The sequence below is a fragment of the Bradyrhizobium sp. HKCCYLS2038 genome (assembly GCF_051167655.1).
GTDB lineage: Bacteria > Pseudomonadota > Alphaproteobacteria > Rhizobiales > Xanthobacteraceae > Bradyrhizobium.
The window spans coordinates 599,704-615,976 of sequence record NZ_JBNPTM010000003.1 but is presented as its reverse complement, the minus strand read 5'-3'; the positions used below and the strand labels follow the sequence as shown (position 1 = coordinate 615,976).

Sequence of the window (16,273 nt, the reverse complement as noted above, 5' to 3'; positions counted from 1 at the left end):
CCCGTTCAGGAGGTGGTTGACGAATTGATGTTCGCCGCGCCGGTGATGGGTTGTGCGTGACTACCGTCAGGAGTCCTTCGCAGAGCCGTCCTCTAAGGACGGGCTGCGTCTCCTACGCATGGCGCTCGCCTAAGCCGGGGCTCGGACAGCGGACTGTTGGCATCGAGTCGATCTAGATATGGTGTCGGAGAGAGAATGAGCATGGAGGCCGCGCATAGGTCGGTTCGGTAGTTGTATTCACCTCATCCTGTCGGATCGACCTCACGGATCTGTATGCTTACAATCTTTTTGAGCTCAATGTTCTTTCCAATCAATCGCAGATGAGGCAACTCCCGCATCAGTAGCTCATGGGAGAGCTCATGAGCTTGGTCATCGGTAAGTAACTTTGCCCTCTTGGCGTCCTTCAAAACCTTCTGCAAGTGTTGCATGGTCTTCTTGTTTAGCTCAAACGCAGCAGTGGCATTCTCTAACGCCAACTTTTGGCGGTGCAGGTCTCTATCTATAAAATACTGGATGAACTCCTTTACCTGCTTAAAGCACTCCCCCAAGCCCAGAATGTTTATCCCACCAGGGGAAGCATAGGAGATGCTCGCGATCCGAGGCATGTTCATAGCACTGATAGAGAACAGTCCATCATGGTCCAGGATCTCTCCACGAAGAAGAGTTAGGAGTGCCCACCTCGCGTCCTCCTCGGTTGCACCTTTGCCGGGGGCGGTAAACCAAACGTACAGGTTCGAGACCGCACTCAACAATCCGACAAAATCGAACGTGCTCCACCTACCGTCAATTTCGAAGTTCAAGATTGATTCACGTGTTCTTAGCAGTGCATCGAAAGGAGTGGGCATGCTTCGTCTCGAACTAGGACCGATGCGGTTAAATAAATTACATGGTACCCGTGAGGGTGCCAAAATCAACCCTTCAAAGAGCCAGCATTACCGAGCATCTCGGCCGAGGCGTCCCGGCCGTTAAACGGCCTAAACTCTTGGGAACGCCGCGATATTGGTTTTTAGCTGGACCTGACGTGGCGTTCGGGCCGAGGCGGCTCGATCGGCCGACAACGGATAAGGTTGATCGGTAAAATCGTCGTTTTCTTTCTAAGAACGACGTCCGCCTTTGACGTTTCGTGGAGCGTCGTCTGTCGACCTTCTCGCGCCCCTCTAGATTCAGCCAGCCAGAACAGCGGTTTTCCCACCAATTCAGGTTACTAACAAGGTCGAGCCCTTGAGGTGGGGAGAGGCTGGGCGTTCTCTCGTTTCGTGCGGGGGTGGAGCTGTTCGGACTCCTCGGGGCGTTCATGCCGCCCAGGTCGCCGGTTCAAATCCGGTCCCCGCAACCATTCTCTTGTGAGGGCTCGGGATGAGCGTTGCGGATCTCAAGGCGCGGCTTGCTGATGTTGCGGGTATCGAAAACCTGTCGATGGAATTGCAGGGCGGGCGCATTCTGCTGCGCTGGGGCACCTATTCGGCCTCGGTCGATGCCGCGGCCTCAAACTCCGATATTGAGGCGGCCGTGCGCGATGCAATCAAGCTGCCGCCGCTCTCGATGATCCCCGACAAGCCGGCGGCCGCTGTCGTCGCTCCTGCTGCCCCCGTTACCGCGCCTGCGGGCCATACCGGCACGGTCGCTCAATCCGTGGCGCAGATCATGGAAAGCCATGTTCGGCTCATGGCTGAGGCTCAGGCGGCGAACGTCGCGCGCCTTCAGGTCTCGTTGCAGCGCCAGCGTGACGCGCTCCAGTCCGTCGGCAACTTCGCGGACAAGATCGACGGCCAGACTGACGACTTCCTTGCGGTCATGGGCCAGTTCACCAACGAGCTGTGATCCGATGAACATTCACGGAATCCGTTCATTCGCCGCGCTCGGCCTCGCCGCGCTCCTCGCTTCGCTGGCGCTCTTTGGCCTGGCTGTCCGGTTCTTCTGATGGCTGCACCTCTCGGAAATAGCTTTTGGCAAGCCCGCTCGTCTCACGGGCGCAACCCGCTGTTCTCGTCGGCTGACGAGCTGTGGGCGGCTTGCTGCGAGTATTTCGATTGGGTGGAAGCCAACCCGCTCTATGAGACCAAGGCGTTTTCGTCCAAGGACGGCGTGCAAATGGCCGACTTGCCGAAGATGCGCGCGATGACCGTCTCAGGTCTTTGCATCTTCTTGGATATTTCGCGCGAGACCTGGGGCGAGTATCGCAAGCGCGAAGGCTTTGCTGACATCTGTACGCGCGCGGATGAGATTATCCGGACGCAGAAATTCCAGGGCGCCGCGGCTGAGCTGCTGAACCCGGCAATCATCGCGCGTGATCTCGGCTTGGCGGAGAAGTCCGAGCACTCCGGGCCGAATGGCGGCGCGATCGAGCACGAGGTTAGCGTAATCGAGCTCGTCCCGGCTCCTATGCCTGATCGGGCGCCGTGATGCAGGCGGGCAAGGTGCAAATCCCGTTGCCGCCCAAGCTCGTGCCCGTGTTCTCGGGTGAGGCGATGTATCGGGGCGCCTATGGCGGGCGCGGCTCGGGCAAAACGCGCACGTTCGCGCTGATGGCAGCTGTCCGCGCTCATATGTGGGCGAAGGCTGGGCGCTCGGGGCTGGTCGTGTGCGGCCGTGAGTTCATGAACTCGCTGGCCGATAGCTCGTTCGCCGAAGTTGCGGCGGCGATTGCTTCGACGCCATGGCTTGCGGCTCATTTCGACGTCGGTGCGAACTACATTCGCACCAAATGCGGCAAGATCTCGTTCGCGTTTGTCGGATTGCGGCACAATCTGGACAGCATCAAGTCAAAAGCGCGCATTCTGCTCTTGTGGGTCGATGAAGCGGAGCCGGTTTCGGAGCTGGCTTGGCTCAAAGCAATCCCCACCTTTCGCGAGGTCGGCGCCGAAATCTGGATGACGTGGAATCCGGAGCGGAAGAAGAGCGCCACGCATCTGCGCTTCCGCGAGAAGCCGCCGGCCGGCGCGAAAATCGTAGAGCTGAACTGGCGGGATAACCCGTGGTTTCCGGCGATCCTTGACACGACGCGGCGCGATGATCTCGCCAACCGGCCCGACCAATACGATTGGATTTGGGAAGGCGGCATGCGGACGGTCGTTGAAGGCGCATACTTCGCCAGGGATCTGGCGCAAGCTAAGCTCGACGGGCGTATCGGCTTCCTGCCTCGCGATCCCTACGCGTCAATCCGGCTGTTCTTCGATATCGGCGGCACGGGGCTTCGGGCCGATGCCGGCGCGGTGTGGGCTGCGCAGTTCGTCGGCCAGAAAATCAACGTGCTGGACTACCTCGAAGCGCAGGGGCAACCGCTCTCGTTCTACGTCGATTGGATGCGGGAGCGCAAATTCAACAAAGGCGCAACCGTCTACCTGCCGCACGATGGCGCGCAAGGCGACAAGGTACACGCGACTTCCTACGAAAGCGGGCTGCGCGACGCTGGGGCGAATGGTGAATGGGATGTGATCGTCATCCCGAACCAAGGCGTCGGCGCGGCCATGTCGCGTGTGCAGACCGCGCGCCGCGTCTTCAACCGGGTGTTCTTCGCTGAGGAAGCAACGGCCGATGGCCGGGATGCGCTCGGCTACTACCACGAAAAGCGCTCGAACGATGACCGCAACGTGGGCCTCGGGCCTTCACACGATTGGTCGAGCCATGGCGCCGACGCCTACGGGCTGATGTGCGTCGTCTATGACGAACCGCCGGGCAAGCCGGAAGGGCGCAAGCCTTACTCGGGCAATCGCGGGCGCTCCGGCTCTGGATCTTGGGAAAGCGCGTAGGCGCGAGGGGGGAAGATGGACGTTTCTGAAATGCGACCGTTTCCGCACGTGGTGCAGCCTGGGCTGGTCTCGGTGTGCGGCCCGCGCGAGCCGACCGCATACCGGATCGAGCGGCTTCCGGAAGGCGGCTACGTGGTGACGGATGCGCCGCCGACCGCGCCGGTCTCGGACTATCAGCGCGGCATGATCACCGGTGCGCTGCTGTTCGCCTGCTCGGACATCGCGAACGCGCTCGGGTTTGTCGAGCGCAAGCTTTCGTTCGTGTTGCCTGACATCGCGGGGGGCCGCGCCGATGGCTAAGCCGATCCTCTGCCTCGACTTCGACGGCGTTATTCACTCCTACATGACCGGATGGCAGGGCGCGACCGTGGTTGCCGATCCGCCGGTGCCCGGCGCGCTCGTGTTCATCGCGCGAGCGCAGCAGCATTTCAGGGTCGCGGTGTTCTCCTCGCGCTCTAATCAGCCGGGCGGCCTGGAGGCAATGCAGGAGTGGCTTGCGGGCTCGCTGCTGCGCGATGGCGAAGCGCTCGGCCTCGACGCGCAGGTTGTCTTTGACGCGATTGACTGGCCGCTGACGAAGCCGCCCGCGCTCGTGTCGCTCGATGATCGCGCGTTGCAGTTCGATGGCTCCTGGCCGGATGTCATGGCGCTGCGTCGCTTCCAGCCTTGGACGCATCGGCGTGCGCCGGTCGATGACTTCCCTGTGGAGGTCGATCGGCACGAGGGCGTCATCTCGATTTGCGGCGTCCGCTACGACTTCGACACGTTCAAATTCTTCGCCTTCGCGCCGATCGGCGCGGAATGCCGGCTGATCGAGCGCGCCGATGGCGTGGTGACGGTCGAGCACTCCTAATTGCATCGTACGAAACAAAATCGGGTGGCAGATGGCGATCGGCAACAGGTTCGATTTCACAAGCGAGGCAGTCCAGCGCGCAATGATCGCCTCGCTGCTCGATAGCATCCGCTGCGAAATCAAGGCGCGGATCATGGAGCGGATCGCGGCTGATGTTGACGCGGCGGCCAGTGCCGCTGCGGAGACGTTCCGGGCGTCGATCGAAGCGCTTTGGGAGCCGGCGAACGGGCGGGAAACGCTGCGCGTGCTGATCGAGCGGCGGGACGTGCTCGCGGCTAACAGGGGGCGGTCGTGAACATTTCACATTGGGGCATCATTCCGGGCGTTCTCGGTGCGCCGTACATCCCCGGCATGGGCGTGTCGCTGTCGGATGCGCGGCGGTTCTGGACGCCGATGAGCTGGCATCACTTCTGCCTGATGACTGATGCCATGGAGCAGGCCGAACGCGATCGGCCGGCGGTGCTCGCGGCCCGGCGCCGCGCTTTCCTTGAGGGATGCTGACGATGCAGAATGCGGCTGAGGATCGGGACGGCGACGGCGATGAGCGCGGCGAGGGCGAGCGCGAGGGCTCGGCCCGCAAGGTCGTGGCGGACAGTGTCGCCATCTTCGACAAGCTGAAGCGCTGGTTCAAGGGCGATTACGATAGCCAAGCGCAAACGAAGTGGCGCACGGAAGCGCGCGAAGATTTCGCTTTCGAGGCCGGCGATCAACTGACGGAGGATGATAAGAACATCCTCAAAGACATGAACCGGCCGATTGTCGTGTTCAACCGGATCGGCGTGACGGTCGATAGCGTGGCCGGTCAGGAGGTCGCCAACCGTCAAGAGGTGCAGTTCCTGCCGCGCCAGCAAGGCGCGGTGAAGGTCAACGAGCTGCTGACCTCGGCGGCGAAGTGGTTCCGGCAGCAGTGCGACGCGGAGGACGAGGAAAGCGACGCCTTCCGCGATACTGTGGTCTGCGGCATGGGATGGACGGAAACCCGGCTCGACTATGAGGACAATCAGGAGGGTGAGCCGAAGGTTGACCGCACCGACCCGCTTGAAATGGTGTGGGACCGCAGCGCGAAGAAGCGCAACATCGTGGATGCGCGGCGGCTGTTCCATATCCGCCGCGTGTCGATCGAGGAGGCGCGCGCGCTGTGCCCTGGTGATCCCGACCAGCCTTTCGATGATGCCGACTACAATGCCTCATGGGTGGAGGACCGCGAGAACGAGAAAGATCCGCACGAAAACGACGCGCATTTCTACTCCCGGCCGGAGAACAACAACGGCCGCGATGACGACGACGACGACGCGATTGTGACGCTCGTTCGGGCGCAGTGGTGGGAGCGCGTTCCGGCCTTCCTGATGGCTGATCCGGCAAACCCTGGCGTCATCCGGACCTATTCGGAGGAGGAGTATCAGGAGCTGCGCGCGAAATACAAACTCGCGGGCTCGCCTATGCCGAAGTGCGTCAAGACCACGCGCAAAGTCTTCCGGCAAGCCTATCTCGGCTCGGTGCTGCTCGAAATCGGCGACGCGCCGGTGCCGGGTCACTTCTCGTTTAAGTGCATCACAGGCAAGCGCGACCGGAACAAGAATACCTTCTTCGGCATCGTTCGCGCGATGAAGGACCCCGCTCGCTGGTCAAATAAATGGATGTCGCAGACGATGCACATCATGAACAGCAGTGCCAAGGGCGGCATTGCTGTGGAGCGCGGGCAGTTCTTCGACAATGATGAGGACGGGCAAGCGTCCTGGGCGAAGAATGATCAGGTCACCCATCTGAAGCCGGGCGCGTTGTCCAGCGGCAACCCGAAATTCATTCAGAAGCCTGTCGCGGAGTTTCCCGCGGCGTCGTTCAACCTGATGCAATTCGCGGTCCAGTCGCTGCCGGCGGTCTCGGGCGTGAACGTCGAAATGCTCGGGATGCAGGGCGCGGCGGATCAGGCGGCATCGCTGGACCGTCAGCGCAAGCAAGCCGTGATGCTGATCCTGCAACCGCTGTTCGATGGGCTGCGGCGCTACCGGAAAGAGCAGGGGCGCTTGCTGCTGTATCTGATCGAGAACTATCTGTCAGACGGGCGGCTGATCAAGATTGAGGGGCCGGAAGAAGCTCAGTTCGTGCCGCTGATCAAGCAGGAGGCCGCCGCCGGCAACAGTCAGTATGACGTGATTGTTGACGAAGCGCCGACAAGTCCGAACCAGAAGGAGCTGACTTGGACGCTGCTGCAACAGATCCTGCCGGTTATCGGCAAGATGCTGCCGCCGGCAACGTGGCTCGCGCTCTTGAAATACTCGCCGCTGCCGACCTCGGCGCAAAAGGACATCGCGGACAGCATCCAGCAGGCGCAACAGAAGCCTGATCCGGCGAAGGAGAAGGCCGACGCAGAGTTGCAGATGAAGCAACAGCAGGCGCAGGCCGATATCGAGAACCACCGCAAGCTCACCGATGCCAAAATCGACGGCATGAACCGTGAGGCGGCGGCGCGGCATGAGATCGAATTGCAGAAGGCGCACAACGACGCGCTGACGCAAGCTCTGACCGCGCCGCCTGCGGTGGGACCGGACGGCGCGCCCCTGCCGAACCACGGCGAGCAGGCGGCGGCGCTCATTATGTCGGTGCTCGGCGAGATGCGGCGCGACATGAACATGCTGGCGCAGGCTTTCAACGCGCCGAAAAAACTGATCCGCGATCCGCAGACGGGTGAAATCGTCGGCATCGCGCCAATGGCGATGGGGGCCTAAGATGGCAAGTTTTAACAAGTTCAATTCGTTCGTCGCTGACATGGCCACGAAGGTCCACAACCTCAACGCCGACGCGCTCAAGATCATGTTGACGAATACGGCGCCGGTCGCGACCAACACGGTGAAAGCGAACCTGACGGAGATTGCAGCGGCTAACGGCTATACGGCCGGCGGCAACGCCGCGGCCTTCGTGTCGGGTGCACAGGCTGGCGGTCTTTACAAACTTATCCTGTCGCCTGTGGCCTTCGTTGCAGCCGGCGGCAGCATCGGGCCGTTTCAATACGCGGTGCTCTACAATTCGAGCACGCCGAGCGGCAACCTGATCGGTTGGTGGGACTACGCAACATCCCTCACACTTACGAACGGAAACACCTTCTCGGTGTTCCTCGACCAGACCAACGGCGTCTTGCAGTTGCAGTAATCACAATGGCAGCATTCCTCGATAATTGCAGGTTCAACGCAACCTCGGCCGGGACGGTCGATTTCGTCTATTCGAATGCTGTTGCCGGCTGTCAGTCGCCGGCTGCGGCGGGCGCGGTCAACGGCCGCACGTACAAGTATCGGGCGGAAACCTCCGACCTGTCACAATGGGAGATCGGCGAAGGCGCCTATAACACGGCCACAAACACGCTTACGCGCGTCACGGTCCATTACAATTCATCGGGGACCGGCATTGCGGCGGGCCAGTCCGGCGCGGGTACCAAGATCAACTTCGCCACGGTCCCCCAAGTTGCGGTTGTCGCGATCAAGACGGACTTGGTTTCGATCGAGGAGGCCAATGCCTTCTCTGCCGCACAGCAGGCGCAAGCGCGTAGCAATATTGCGGCGGCGGCTGCGCCGGGTAGTTGGACGCGAACGGTCTTCACCAGCGGATCGGGCACGTACACGACCAAGGCCGGCTGCAAGGCGCTTTTGGTGCGTCTGGTTGGCGGCGGTGGCGGCGGTGGCGGCGGTAGTGGCACGGCAGGTGGGGCAGGCGGCTCAACGACCTTTGGCACGTCCTTTCTCGTCGCTGGTGGCGGCGGCCAAGGCGCCGCCAACGCGTCCGCACCGAACGCGGGCACGGCCAGTTCCGGGGGGGATATTAATTTGAGCGGCCTCGCCGGCAACACGCCAAATGGTGCGGGTGGCGCTATCACCGGTTTCGGCGGGTCCGCTGGGGGCAATTCCATCTTTGGTGGCGGAGGCTACGGAGGGTGGAACGGATCGGCCGGCTCGGCAGGGGGAACCAACACCGGCGGCGGCGGCGGCGGCGGCGGGTCGGGCACGACCAACCAGGGGGGTGGCGGCGGCGGTGCAGGCGGATACTGCGAAAAGCTGATCACCGCACCGGCAGCGTCATACGCCTATTCCGTTGGCGCGGGTGGCACGAGCGGTGCCGCAGGCGGCGGCTTCGTCGGAGGCGTCGGGGGCTCCGGCATCATCATCATTGACGAGTATTACTGATGTCGCTGCTCGGCTTTGACGCAATCGGTCGGTGGGCGCTCGGCCAAAATCCGCAGGCCGGCGGCGCTATTTCGTCTCTTTCCGCGGCGACAATCCTCGACGCTGTAACGGTGCTGCTCGGGACCCCGGACACCGGGCCTGTATCCGTAGGCGCGCTTAAGATCGGGGGGAACCCGCTCGGAAATTTCTCCTACTACAAATCGACCGGCAACCTCACTGTATCGGCCTTTTCCGCATCGACGTTCTTTACGAACGTCGCGGACAGCGAAGCTGCCTTTGTCATCGTCAACGGCAGTCTGACGATCAATGCTGGCCAAGTCTTCGCGCCGGCAGTGCGCAAGCTCTTTACGGTGCTCTATGTCACCGGGAGTTTGACCGTCAACGGTCAAATCTCGATGACGGCGCGCGGTGCCAATCACTCAAGCTCGGGAAGCAACATCGCTGCTGCTGACATCCTGATTGCGAGCGGCACCTATTCAGGGGTCACAAATCCCAAGGTGCCTGCGGTCGGCGGCAGCGCGGGCACGGGATCAACAAACGCTTCTGGCGGCGCCGGTGGCTCGGCTCCCGCTGGCGGCACTGGCGGCGGCGGTGGCGGCGGTGGCGCCGTTGGAACTGGCGGAGCAGGCGCGGCGGGCACATCATTCAGTGGTGGTTCGGCTGGCGGTCCCGGCTCGGGCACAACCGGCGGCGCTGCTGGCGCGAATGGTGGAGCAGGCGGAAACGGCGCTACGACGGGCAACACCGTCGGCACGTCCGCGGGCAATCCGGCAGGTAGCAGCGGGACGAATAGCGGCACTGGCGGCACGCTGATCATCATCTGTGCCGGGGTTTATTCCGGCGCGGGTACCGTGACGGCGAATGGTGTTGCCGGCGCGAATGCCGCGACCCAGACATCGGCAAATGCTGGCGGGTCCGGTTCCGGCGGCGGCTCTGTCACCGTCTTGTGTTCCGTCAATAGCGGTCCGGTCCCAACTGTCTCGGGTGGTGGGGCGGGCAGCGGTCTGGCGGGCGCAAGCAGCGTCAATGGCGGTGGTGGCGGCTCCGGATCGCAACGTGTTCTGATCATCTCCAACACACTGATCGCCGCGCCCGGCACGTTTGCTTTCTCGGGCGCCGCCTCAGCGTTTTCGGTGTCTACCCCTCCATTCGTCTATTCGCTCACCGGCGCTGACGCATCCTTCAACGTTCAGCAGAGCGCGGCTTTTGGTGCGTCCGCATTGGCTGGCCAGGGGGCAGGGTTCGCGGCTTCGGAGGCCGCTTCGCCTGGTGCTCTGGCTTTGGCCGGCGTTACTGCAACGTTTCGGGTAACGGCTCCTGAAACGGTGGGAGCCTTCCCGCTCGCTGGTGGAGCGGCGTCGTTCGCGGTGTCCGAGGTCGCGGCGGCCGGGCCGTTCACGGTCAACGGCGTCCCGGCCAATGAGACGATCATGGAGGCCGCAGGCGTTGCGCTGTTCGCGCTCTCGCCCTCGCCTACGGCGCTCGTCCGCACCGGCGACGATTATGAATTCAAGCTCGGTGGCGTCGGCCACTTCAAGCTTGAATTGGAGGAGGCGAAGCGGCTCGCGGCGATCACGCGCAATCCGCCACCGCCAATCGATCGCCGAACGGCTCCGGTGTTCTGGCCAATAGGAAGGCCGCAGAGCGCGCCGCCGGCTCCGCCGGTGGATATGGGTGCCGTCCAGGCGCAACGCATGGAGGCCCAAGCGCAGGCCGTCCAGGCGGCAAAGAAACGGCGTGAGCTGGAAGCGATCCTTCTGCTCGCGTCATAGCGTTGAATCGTACGATGCAAATTTCACAGGGGAAGAACCAAATGGATACGCAGGAAAGCACTTTCGGCCCGTCGTTCTCGGCTGAGGAGGCGAAGTTTTTCGAGACGGGCGGCGAAAGTGGCATCCCGACCGATGCCGGCGACGGCAACACGAGCGAGCAGGGCTCGAGCTCCGGTCAGGAGAGCAGCGGCGAGGGTGCGACGAAGCCGGCGCCGACCGGCGGCGAGAAGCGCGACCATGTTCCGGTTGCCGCGCTCCAAGAGGAGCGCCAGCGCCGCCGCGAGCTGGATCGCCAGTTGCGCGAGGCGCGCGAGAAGCTGGCGAATTTTGAGGGCCGCTTTGCGGTGCTCGACCGCGTGACCGGCAAGCAGCCGGCGGAGCAGGGGCAGGCAGAGCAGGGCGCTCCGAATCCGGAAGAAGACATCTTCGGCGCCGTCAAGGCGATCCAGACGCGGCTTGAAGGCCAGGAGAAGGCCGCGAAGGAAGCGCAGGCGGAGCAGGAGCGTCACACCAAGTTCGTCACCGACTACCGGAACGACGCGAACCGCTTCGAGCAGACCACCCCGGATTTCAAGGCGGCGTACGGCTTCCTGCTGAAGTCGCGGGCGGATGAGCTGCGCGCGATCGGCTATGAGGATCCGAAGGATTTGCACGCGGCGTTGACCGCGGACGAATTCGCCATTGCACAGCGGGCGCTTGCGGCCGGCAAGAGCCCGGCGGAAATGCTCTATGCCCTGGCGAAACAGCGCGGTTACCAGCCCGACGCGGCGAAGAAGGCGGCGGAGGAGGCCGCACGGAAGGCGGCGGAGGAGGCCGCTCAGAAGCTTGACGCAATCGAGCGCGGGCAGGCCGCAAACAAATCTCTGAATAACACGGGCGGATCGTCCGGGGCCGACGACATGACGGTTGAAAGGCTGCTCTCGATGCCTATGAGTGACTACACCACCTGGGTGGAGAAGAACCCCGCCAAGGCAAAGCGGTTGATGGGCGGCTAAGGCCGTCTTTATCCCCGCAACTAACAGGGCCTCGCGCGAGCCTCGATCGCGCGTCTCGGCCGGCGCCTCCGTATGGCGCCAAAGGGTCTCGCGCGAACCCTGATCGCGGTGTCTCGGATGGCGTCCGCATCACGCCAGCCCGCTCCGAAGGCTGAATTCGGTGTTTCGCGAGGATCGCAGCGGATTGCGGTCACCCAGCACCCAAATTCCCTTCGGAGACTACCGTGACCACGACCACGTATGCGGTCAATGATCCGCTTTCCAATAAGCTTTGGGCCAAGAAGCTCAATCAGGAAGCTCTGAAAGAGACCTACTTCGGTCGCTTCATGGGCGAAGAAGATGACAACATGATCCAGATCAAGACCGAGCTGGATCAGAACGCTGGCGACAAGGTCACCATCGGCCTGCGCTACCAGTTGACCGGCGACGGCACGACTGAGGGCGGCACGCTCCAGGGCAACGAGGAAAACCTCGCGACCGCAAACGATGCCCTGGTGATCAACGAGCTGGCGCACGCCGTTCGCGTCAAGAACAAGGGCACCATCGACGCGCAGCGCGTGCCGTTCAACCTGCGCGGTCAGGGCAAGGCCGGTCTGAAGGATTGGTTTTCCGGCCGCTTCGACGTGTGCATGGCCAACCATCTGGCCGGCAACACGCTGGTCACCGACATGCGCTACGTCGGCAACAACGCCGTCACGGCGCCCACGCTGATTGTCCGGCCGAACAGCTACACGGACGATGCCTCGTGCGCGACCGACAGCACGGCGAAGTTCAACCTTCAGCTCATCGATACGTGCGTCGAGCGCGCGGAAACGAATACGCCGATGATCAGGCCCATCATGATCAACGGTGAGAAAAAGTACCTGATGTTCCTTCACAACTATCAGGTCACCGACATGCGCAACAACACCTCCACGGGCCAGTGGCTGGACATCCAGAAGGCTGCGCTTGCCGGCGGTGCCGCGTCCAAGTCGCCGATCTACACCAATGCGCTCGGCGAGTACAACAACGTGATTCTGCACAAGTGGGTGCGCCTGCCGCAGGGCATCACCAACGCGGGCGTCCTCGCGCCGAACACCCGCCGGGCCGTGTTCTGCGGTGCTCAGGCCGGCTTCGTCGGCTTCGGCAAGGAGTTCGCGAAGGGCTCCCACTTCAAGTGGGTTGAGGAGCTGTTCGACTACGAACGCGAGCTTGGCGTCTCGGCGCAGACCGTGTGGGGCATCAAGAAGTCCGTTTTCAACGGCGCGGACTTCGCGGCGATCGTCTGCACCACCTACGCAGCGCCGCACTAGCGCGGCGGTGAGCCAGCCGGCGGCCTGACGGTCGCCGGCTTCCCCCCTTTCTCGTGAAATCAACGGGTGATCCCAATGTCTACCGCACGCAAGAATGCGCTGCAGCTCGTGCACTATCTGCGCTTCAAGGTGAATTTCAACGATGCCGCCTCCGGCGTCGCCACTCTGAAGCAGTGGCTTCCCAAGGGCGCAATCCTCGTCGGCACTGACGTGCAGGTTGCGCAGGGCTTCAACGCCGCGACCACGAACGTTCTGTCTGTCGGCACGGTCGGCGATACCGCAACCAACATCGTCAACGCGCTCTCCGTCACCGCCGCCGGCCTGACGCTGAACGCTCCACCCACGGGCGTGAATTTGCAGCCGCTCGCCGCCGACAAACAGGTGCAGGTGACCTACACGCAGACCGGCGCCGCGGCGACGGCCGGCGCGGCCTATGTGGTCATCAAGTACATCCCCGACAACGATCTGAATTTCGGCCAGTAGTCGCGATGGGCGGCCTTTGGGCCGCCCTCCTTCTTCATCGGCACAATCGAGGGCAAAGCAATGGGCGTTTCAGGTATCGATGACGGCGGCAAGGACATGGCGCAGCGCGTCGGCAATCCCGTCATCTACAACATGCCGGCGGCGGCAAGCTATGCGGGCTCGGTGGCCTATCAGGCGGCCGATCTCATCGGCGGCATCATCGTTCACGACGGCACCGGTAACGTCACAGCGACGCTGCCCACCGCGGCGCAGATGCGAGCGGCAATGGGCATGTTCGGATCGGCGGCGCGCGTCGGCGATACGATTTATTGCCTGATCACCAATGGCGCGAACGCGTCCGGCGGCATCACGCTTGCGCTCGGTGCGGGTGGCTCGTTCGACGCCAATCAGGGCGGCGGATCGCGAGCGATCCCGTTCGCAACGTCCAAAACGGTGTTGCTGCGCATGACGAACGTTACGCCGGGCGCGGAAGCGTACGTGATCTATTCGTGATGGACGCCGCGCTTTTCCTGATGCACTTCGGCGCGGAGCTGGCAGACAAGCCGGCTCCCGCCGCTCCTGTGGTTCCCAAGATCGAGGCGGCGGAAGATGGGGACGTATCTCGACCTTCAGAACAGCATCGCGAGCGATCTCAGCCGAAACGACCTCGGCGCGCAAATCCAAAGCGCCATCGCGGACGCAATTAAGCAGTACGAGCGGCAACGCTTCTGGTTCAACACGACGCGGAGCCTCACGTTTTCGACGGTCGCTAACCAGAGCACCTATACCGGTGCGGACCTTGCGCAGATCCCAAACATCATCCGGATCGATAAGCTGTTCCTTAAATGGGGCGTGACCACTGCGCCGCTCGATTGGTATGAGCCGGACGAATTCGAATTCCTGGCCGGCCTGAACACCACGCCGGGCAAGCCGACGATCTACACCTATGTAGACAATCAGATTATCATGTGGCCCAAGCCCGTGATGGCTTATGTGGTGCGCCCGCATATGCACTATCGGTTGTCGCCGCTGGTGAACCCCGACGACAGCAATCCATGGACCAGCGAGGCGGAAAACCTGATCCGCGCGCAAGCAAAGCTGATCCTGTACCTCAACACGATCGAGGACGCGGACGGCGCGCAGCGGATGCAAGCGCAAATCCCCGGCCTGAAAGCCGGCCTAGACTATGAGACCTCGGCGCGCTCGGCGACGGGTCGCATTTGCGCGACGGAGTTCTGATGCCTGTCATCCCCTTCGGCGAATACAAACCGGACGTTTCCGACTATGAGGCGGGAACGGGTCGGAACGTGCTCAACGTCGTTCCGCGAGCGGATGGCTATGGGCCATTTCCAAGCCTTACCGCGCTGTCTCAGTCGCTCGGGGCTCAATGCCGCGGGGCGATCGAGGCAACCAGGACGGACGGCTCAGTTGTCGTGTTCGCCGCGACCGCGACCGATCTGTTTTTGCTCAACAACACCACGATGGGATGGGTGCGCGTGTCGCAAGGCGGCGTGTCCTATCCGGCGGTGTCACAGCCGGATCAGTGGCGCTTCGTGCAATTCAACTCGCTCGTGATCGCGGTACAGGCGAACGTCGTTCCGCAGGTTTTCGACATCAGTTCCGGGTCTGCCTTCGTCAACCTCGCCGGCAATCCGCCGCAGGCGCGTTATATCGATGTTGTCGGCCGGTTCGTGGTTCTGACGGGGTTGCTGACCAATCCTAACCGCGTGCAGTGGTCCGGCTTGAACGATGTGAACGGGCCGAATTCGTGGACGCCGGGCGTCAATTCGAGCGACTATCAGGACTTGGCTGACGGTGGCTTCTCGCGCGGCATTGCCGGCGGCGAAACCGGCGTGATCCTGCAGGACACGATCATTCGGCGGATGATCTACCTGCCGGGCGATCCGCGCGTGTTCCAGATCGAGAAAATCGCGGAAGGGATCGGCATCTATGGGCCTTTGAGCCTCGTTCGCGCCGGCGCAACTGTGTTCTTCTATTCGCTCCGCGGCTTCCATCGGATTGATCCCGGCGGGCCGCCCGTGCCGATCGGGCGCGAGCGGATTGACCGCACGTTCAAGGATGATCTCGACATCAACAGCCTGCAGATGTTTCAGGGCGTCGCTGATCCGCGCTCCTCGCGCATTCTTTGGGCCTATAAGAGCGTCAACGGCGCGGCAAATCAGTTCGACAAGGCGATTTGCTATGATGTGGTGCTCGACCGCTTCACGCCGCTGAAAATCTCGGGCGAAATCCTGTTCCAGATGGCGCAACCGGGCGTGACGCTGGAAGCGCTGGACCAGCTTGCGCCGGGCGCGATGGCGATCCTGGGGGCGGCGAACAACGGTAACGGCGGCGTTCGCATTCAGGTTGCCTCGACGGCGAACCTTCCCGCCTATGTCTCCCTGTCCGGCATCCTTGGCACGACTGAAGCAAACGGCAATTGGTGGGCCGGCGTGGTCGATGCAACGCACTTCGATCTCTACGCCTTCCCCAACTTGACGGGTGGTCCCGCGTTCTCGCACGCCTACACCTCGGGCGGCCTTGTTGGCGGCTCGCTCGATGCGATGACGCAATCTCTTGATAACTTCGCGGTCACCATCCAACCGGAATTGGCGGCGTTCGACGGAAATCATATTCTCAATTTCTTCCGTGGGCCGGCGGCGGAGGCCGTGCTTGAGACCGCTGAACAGGGGACAGATGGGAAGCGGATCAAGCTCAAGGTCGGCTTCCGTCCGGTCACGGATGCGCGGGTGGTGTACGGCTCGGCGTCACGCCGGGAGACGCAGCAGCAGAGCGCAACTGCCGGCAATGAAAGCCTGATCCACCCGGTAACGGGTATCTGCAACATGCTGTTGGATACCCGTTACAGCCGGCTCAAGTGTCGCATCCCGGCGGGTACCTCGTGGACATTCATCAACGGCGTTGAGCCGGCGGACCTTTCGGCGACGGGCAAACGATGACGGCTTTTTCGGTATCGA

General features: G+C 62.6%; 18 protein-coding genes and 1 tRNA gene. 18 read left to right on the top strand and 1 reads right to left on the bottom strand.

The genetic code is table 11. The features are described from left to right. Positions 1-242 precede the first annotated feature (242 nt). Complete coding sequence (locus ACQR1I_RS16650) at positions 243-845, bottom strand: hypothetical protein (RefSeq protein ID WP_434866872.1); 603 nt, start codon at positions 843-845, stop codon at positions 243-245. A 412-nt stretch (positions 846-1,257) separates the two neighbouring features. Here ACQR1I_RS16650 and ACQR1I_RS16645 point away from each other — a divergent pair. The 18 genes from ACQR1I_RS16645 to ACQR1I_RS16560 all read left to right on the top strand — a co-directional run bounded on the left by ACQR1I_RS16645 (position 1,258) and on the right by ACQR1I_RS16560 (position 16,255). Continuing rightward, positions 1,258-1,336, top strand: a tRNA-Met gene (locus ACQR1I_RS16645). 20 nt (positions 1,337-1,356) lie between these two features. Continuing rightward, positions 1,357-1,821: a hypothetical protein gene (locus ACQR1I_RS16640; RefSeq protein ID WP_434866873.1), complete on the top strand. Its 465-nt coding sequence runs from the start codon at positions 1,357-1,359 to the stop codon at positions 1,819-1,821. Between the two features lie 99 nt (positions 1,822-1,920). Beyond that, positions 1,921-2,403, top strand: coding sequence for a DNA-packaging protein (locus tag ACQR1I_RS16635; RefSeq protein WP_434866874.1), 483 nt, complete (start codon positions 1,921-1,923; stop codon positions 2,401-2,403). Further along, positions 2,403-3,749 carry a PBSX family phage terminase large subunit gene (locus ACQR1I_RS16630; protein ID WP_434888750.1) on the top strand — a complete coding sequence of 449 codons (1,347 nt, stop codon included), beginning with the start codon at positions 2,403-2,405 and terminating at the stop codon, positions 3,747-3,749. The genes ACQR1I_RS16635 and ACQR1I_RS16630 overlap by 1 nt, the downstream gene beginning before the upstream one ends. A 30-nt stretch (positions 3,750-3,779) precedes the next feature. Further along, positions 3,780-4,049, top strand: coding sequence for a hypothetical protein (locus ACQR1I_RS16625; RefSeq protein WP_434888749.1), 270 nt, complete (start codon positions 3,780-3,782; stop codon positions 4,047-4,049). After that, the gene (locus tag ACQR1I_RS16620) at positions 4,042-4,602 is read left to right on the top strand and encodes a hypothetical protein (RefSeq protein WP_434866877.1); all 561 of its coding nucleotides are present in this window, start codon (positions 4,042-4,044) and stop codon (positions 4,600-4,602) included. The genes ACQR1I_RS16625 and ACQR1I_RS16620 overlap by 8 nt, the downstream gene beginning before the upstream one ends. Positions 4,603-4,633: 31 nt before the next feature. Continuing rightward, positions 4,634-4,897: a hypothetical protein gene (locus tag ACQR1I_RS16615; protein ID WP_434866878.1), complete on the top strand. Its 264-nt coding sequence runs from the start codon at positions 4,634-4,636 to the stop codon at positions 4,895-4,897. Continuing rightward, positions 4,894-5,103 carry a hypothetical protein gene (locus tag ACQR1I_RS16610; RefSeq protein ID WP_434866879.1) on the top strand — a complete coding sequence of 70 codons (210 nt, stop codon included), beginning with the start codon at positions 4,894-4,896 and terminating at the stop codon, positions 5,101-5,103. The genes ACQR1I_RS16615 and ACQR1I_RS16610 overlap by 4 nt, the downstream gene beginning before the upstream one ends. Positions 5,104-5,105: 2 nt before the next feature. After that, on the top strand, positions 5,106-7,328 hold the full coding sequence (locus ACQR1I_RS16605; protein WP_434866880.1) for a phage portal protein: 2,223 nt from the start codon (positions 5,106-5,108) through the stop codon (positions 7,326-7,328). A 40-nt stretch (positions 7,329-7,368) separates the two neighbouring features. Next, positions 7,369-7,749, top strand: a complete 381-nt coding sequence (locus ACQR1I_RS16600; protein WP_434866881.1) for a hypothetical protein — start codon at positions 7,369-7,371, stop codon at positions 7,747-7,749. 5 nt (positions 7,750-7,754) lie between these two features. Continuing rightward, positions 7,755-8,774, top strand: coding sequence for a hypothetical protein (locus ACQR1I_RS16595; protein ID WP_434866882.1), 1,020 nt, complete (start codon positions 7,755-7,757; stop codon positions 8,772-8,774). Further along, complete coding sequence (locus tag ACQR1I_RS16590) at positions 8,774-10,546, top strand: hypothetical protein (RefSeq protein ID WP_434866883.1); 1,773 nt, start codon at positions 8,774-8,776, stop codon at positions 10,544-10,546. Before ACQR1I_RS16595 ends, ACQR1I_RS16590 begins: the two co-directional genes overlap by 1 nt. 41 nt (positions 10,547-10,587) lie before the next feature. After that, positions 10,588-11,541: a hypothetical protein gene (locus ACQR1I_RS16585; protein ID WP_434866884.1), complete on the top strand. Its 954-nt coding sequence runs from the start codon at positions 10,588-10,590 to the stop codon at positions 11,539-11,541. Positions 11,542-11,765: 224 nt separating this feature from the next. Continuing rightward, the gene (locus tag ACQR1I_RS16580; RefSeq protein WP_434866885.1) at positions 11,766-12,833 is read left to right on the top strand and encodes a N4-gp56 family major capsid protein; all 1,068 of its coding nucleotides are present in this window, start codon (positions 11,766-11,768) and stop codon (positions 12,831-12,833) included. 75 nt (positions 12,834-12,908) lie between these two features. Beyond that, complete coding sequence (locus ACQR1I_RS16575) at positions 12,909-13,316, top strand: hypothetical protein (protein WP_434866886.1); 408 nt, start codon at positions 12,909-12,911, stop codon at positions 13,314-13,316. Positions 13,317-13,412: 96 nt separating this feature from the next. Continuing rightward, the gene (locus ACQR1I_RS16570) at positions 13,413-13,808 is read left to right on the top strand and encodes a hypothetical protein (protein ID WP_434866887.1); all 396 of its coding nucleotides are present in this window, start codon (positions 13,413-13,415) and stop codon (positions 13,806-13,808) included. Between the two features lie 96 nt (positions 13,809-13,904). After that, positions 13,905-14,534 (top strand): hypothetical protein, encoded by a 630-nt coding sequence (locus ACQR1I_RS16565; RefSeq protein WP_434866888.1) that lies wholly within the window; start codon positions 13,905-13,907, stop codon positions 14,532-14,534. Then, positions 14,534-16,255, top strand: a complete 1,722-nt coding sequence (locus ACQR1I_RS16560) for a hypothetical protein (protein WP_434866889.1) — start codon at positions 14,534-14,536, stop codon at positions 16,253-16,255. The genes ACQR1I_RS16565 and ACQR1I_RS16560 overlap by 1 nt, the downstream gene beginning before the upstream one ends. The last annotated feature ends 18 nt before the right edge of the window (positions 16,256-16,273 follow it).

Excerpts from the sequence above, each read along its gene's own strand:
- ACQR1I_RS16650 (WP_434866872.1), bottom strand. The coding sequence starts at position 845 with ATGCCCACTCCTTTCGATGCACTGCTAAGAACACGTGAATCAATCTTG.
- ACQR1I_RS16640 (WP_434866873.1), top strand. The coding sequence starts at position 1,357 with ATGAGCGTTGCGGATCTCAAGGCGCGGCTTGCTGATGTTGCGGGTATC.
- ACQR1I_RS16635 (WP_434866874.1), top strand. The coding sequence starts at position 1,921 with ATGGCTGCACCTCTCGGAAATAGCTTTTGGCAAGCCCGCTCGTCTCAC.
- ACQR1I_RS16630 (WP_434888750.1), top strand. The coding sequence starts at position 2,403 with ATGCAGGCGGGCAAGGTGCAAATCCCGTTGCCGCCCAAGCTCGTGCCC.
- ACQR1I_RS16625 (WP_434888749.1), top strand. The coding sequence starts at position 3,780 with ATGCGACCGTTTCCGCACGTGGTGCAGCCTGGGCTGGTCTCGGTGTGC.
- ACQR1I_RS16620 (WP_434866877.1), top strand. The coding sequence starts at position 4,042 with ATGGCTAAGCCGATCCTCTGCCTCGACTTCGACGGCGTTATTCACTCC.
- ACQR1I_RS16615 (WP_434866878.1), top strand. The coding sequence starts at position 4,634 with ATGGCGATCGGCAACAGGTTCGATTTCACAAGCGAGGCAGTCCAGCGC.
- ACQR1I_RS16605 (WP_434866880.1), top strand. The coding sequence starts at position 5,106 with ATGCAGAATGCGGCTGAGGATCGGGACGGCGACGGCGATGAGCGCGGC.
- ACQR1I_RS16600 (WP_434866881.1), top strand. The coding sequence starts at position 7,369 with ATGGCCACGAAGGTCCACAACCTCAACGCCGACGCGCTCAAGATCATG.
- ACQR1I_RS16595 (WP_434866882.1), top strand. The coding sequence starts at position 7,755 with ATGGCAGCATTCCTCGATAATTGCAGGTTCAACGCAACCTCGGCCGGG.
- ACQR1I_RS16590 (WP_434866883.1), top strand. The coding sequence starts at position 8,774 with ATGTCGCTGCTCGGCTTTGACGCAATCGGTCGGTGGGCGCTCGGCCAA.
- ACQR1I_RS16585 (WP_434866884.1), top strand. The coding sequence starts at position 10,588 with ATGGATACGCAGGAAAGCACTTTCGGCCCGTCGTTCTCGGCTGAGGAG.
- ACQR1I_RS16575 (WP_434866886.1), top strand. The coding sequence starts at position 12,909 with ATGTCTACCGCACGCAAGAATGCGCTGCAGCTCGTGCACTATCTGCGC.
- ACQR1I_RS16570 (WP_434866887.1), top strand. The coding sequence starts at position 13,413 with ATGGCGCAGCGCGTCGGCAATCCCGTCATCTACAACATGCCGGCGGCG.
- ACQR1I_RS16565 (WP_434866888.1), top strand. The coding sequence starts at position 13,905 with ATGGGGACGTATCTCGACCTTCAGAACAGCATCGCGAGCGATCTCAGC.
- ACQR1I_RS16560 (WP_434866889.1), top strand. The coding sequence starts at position 14,534 with ATGCCTGTCATCCCCTTCGGCGAATACAAACCGGACGTTTCCGACTAT.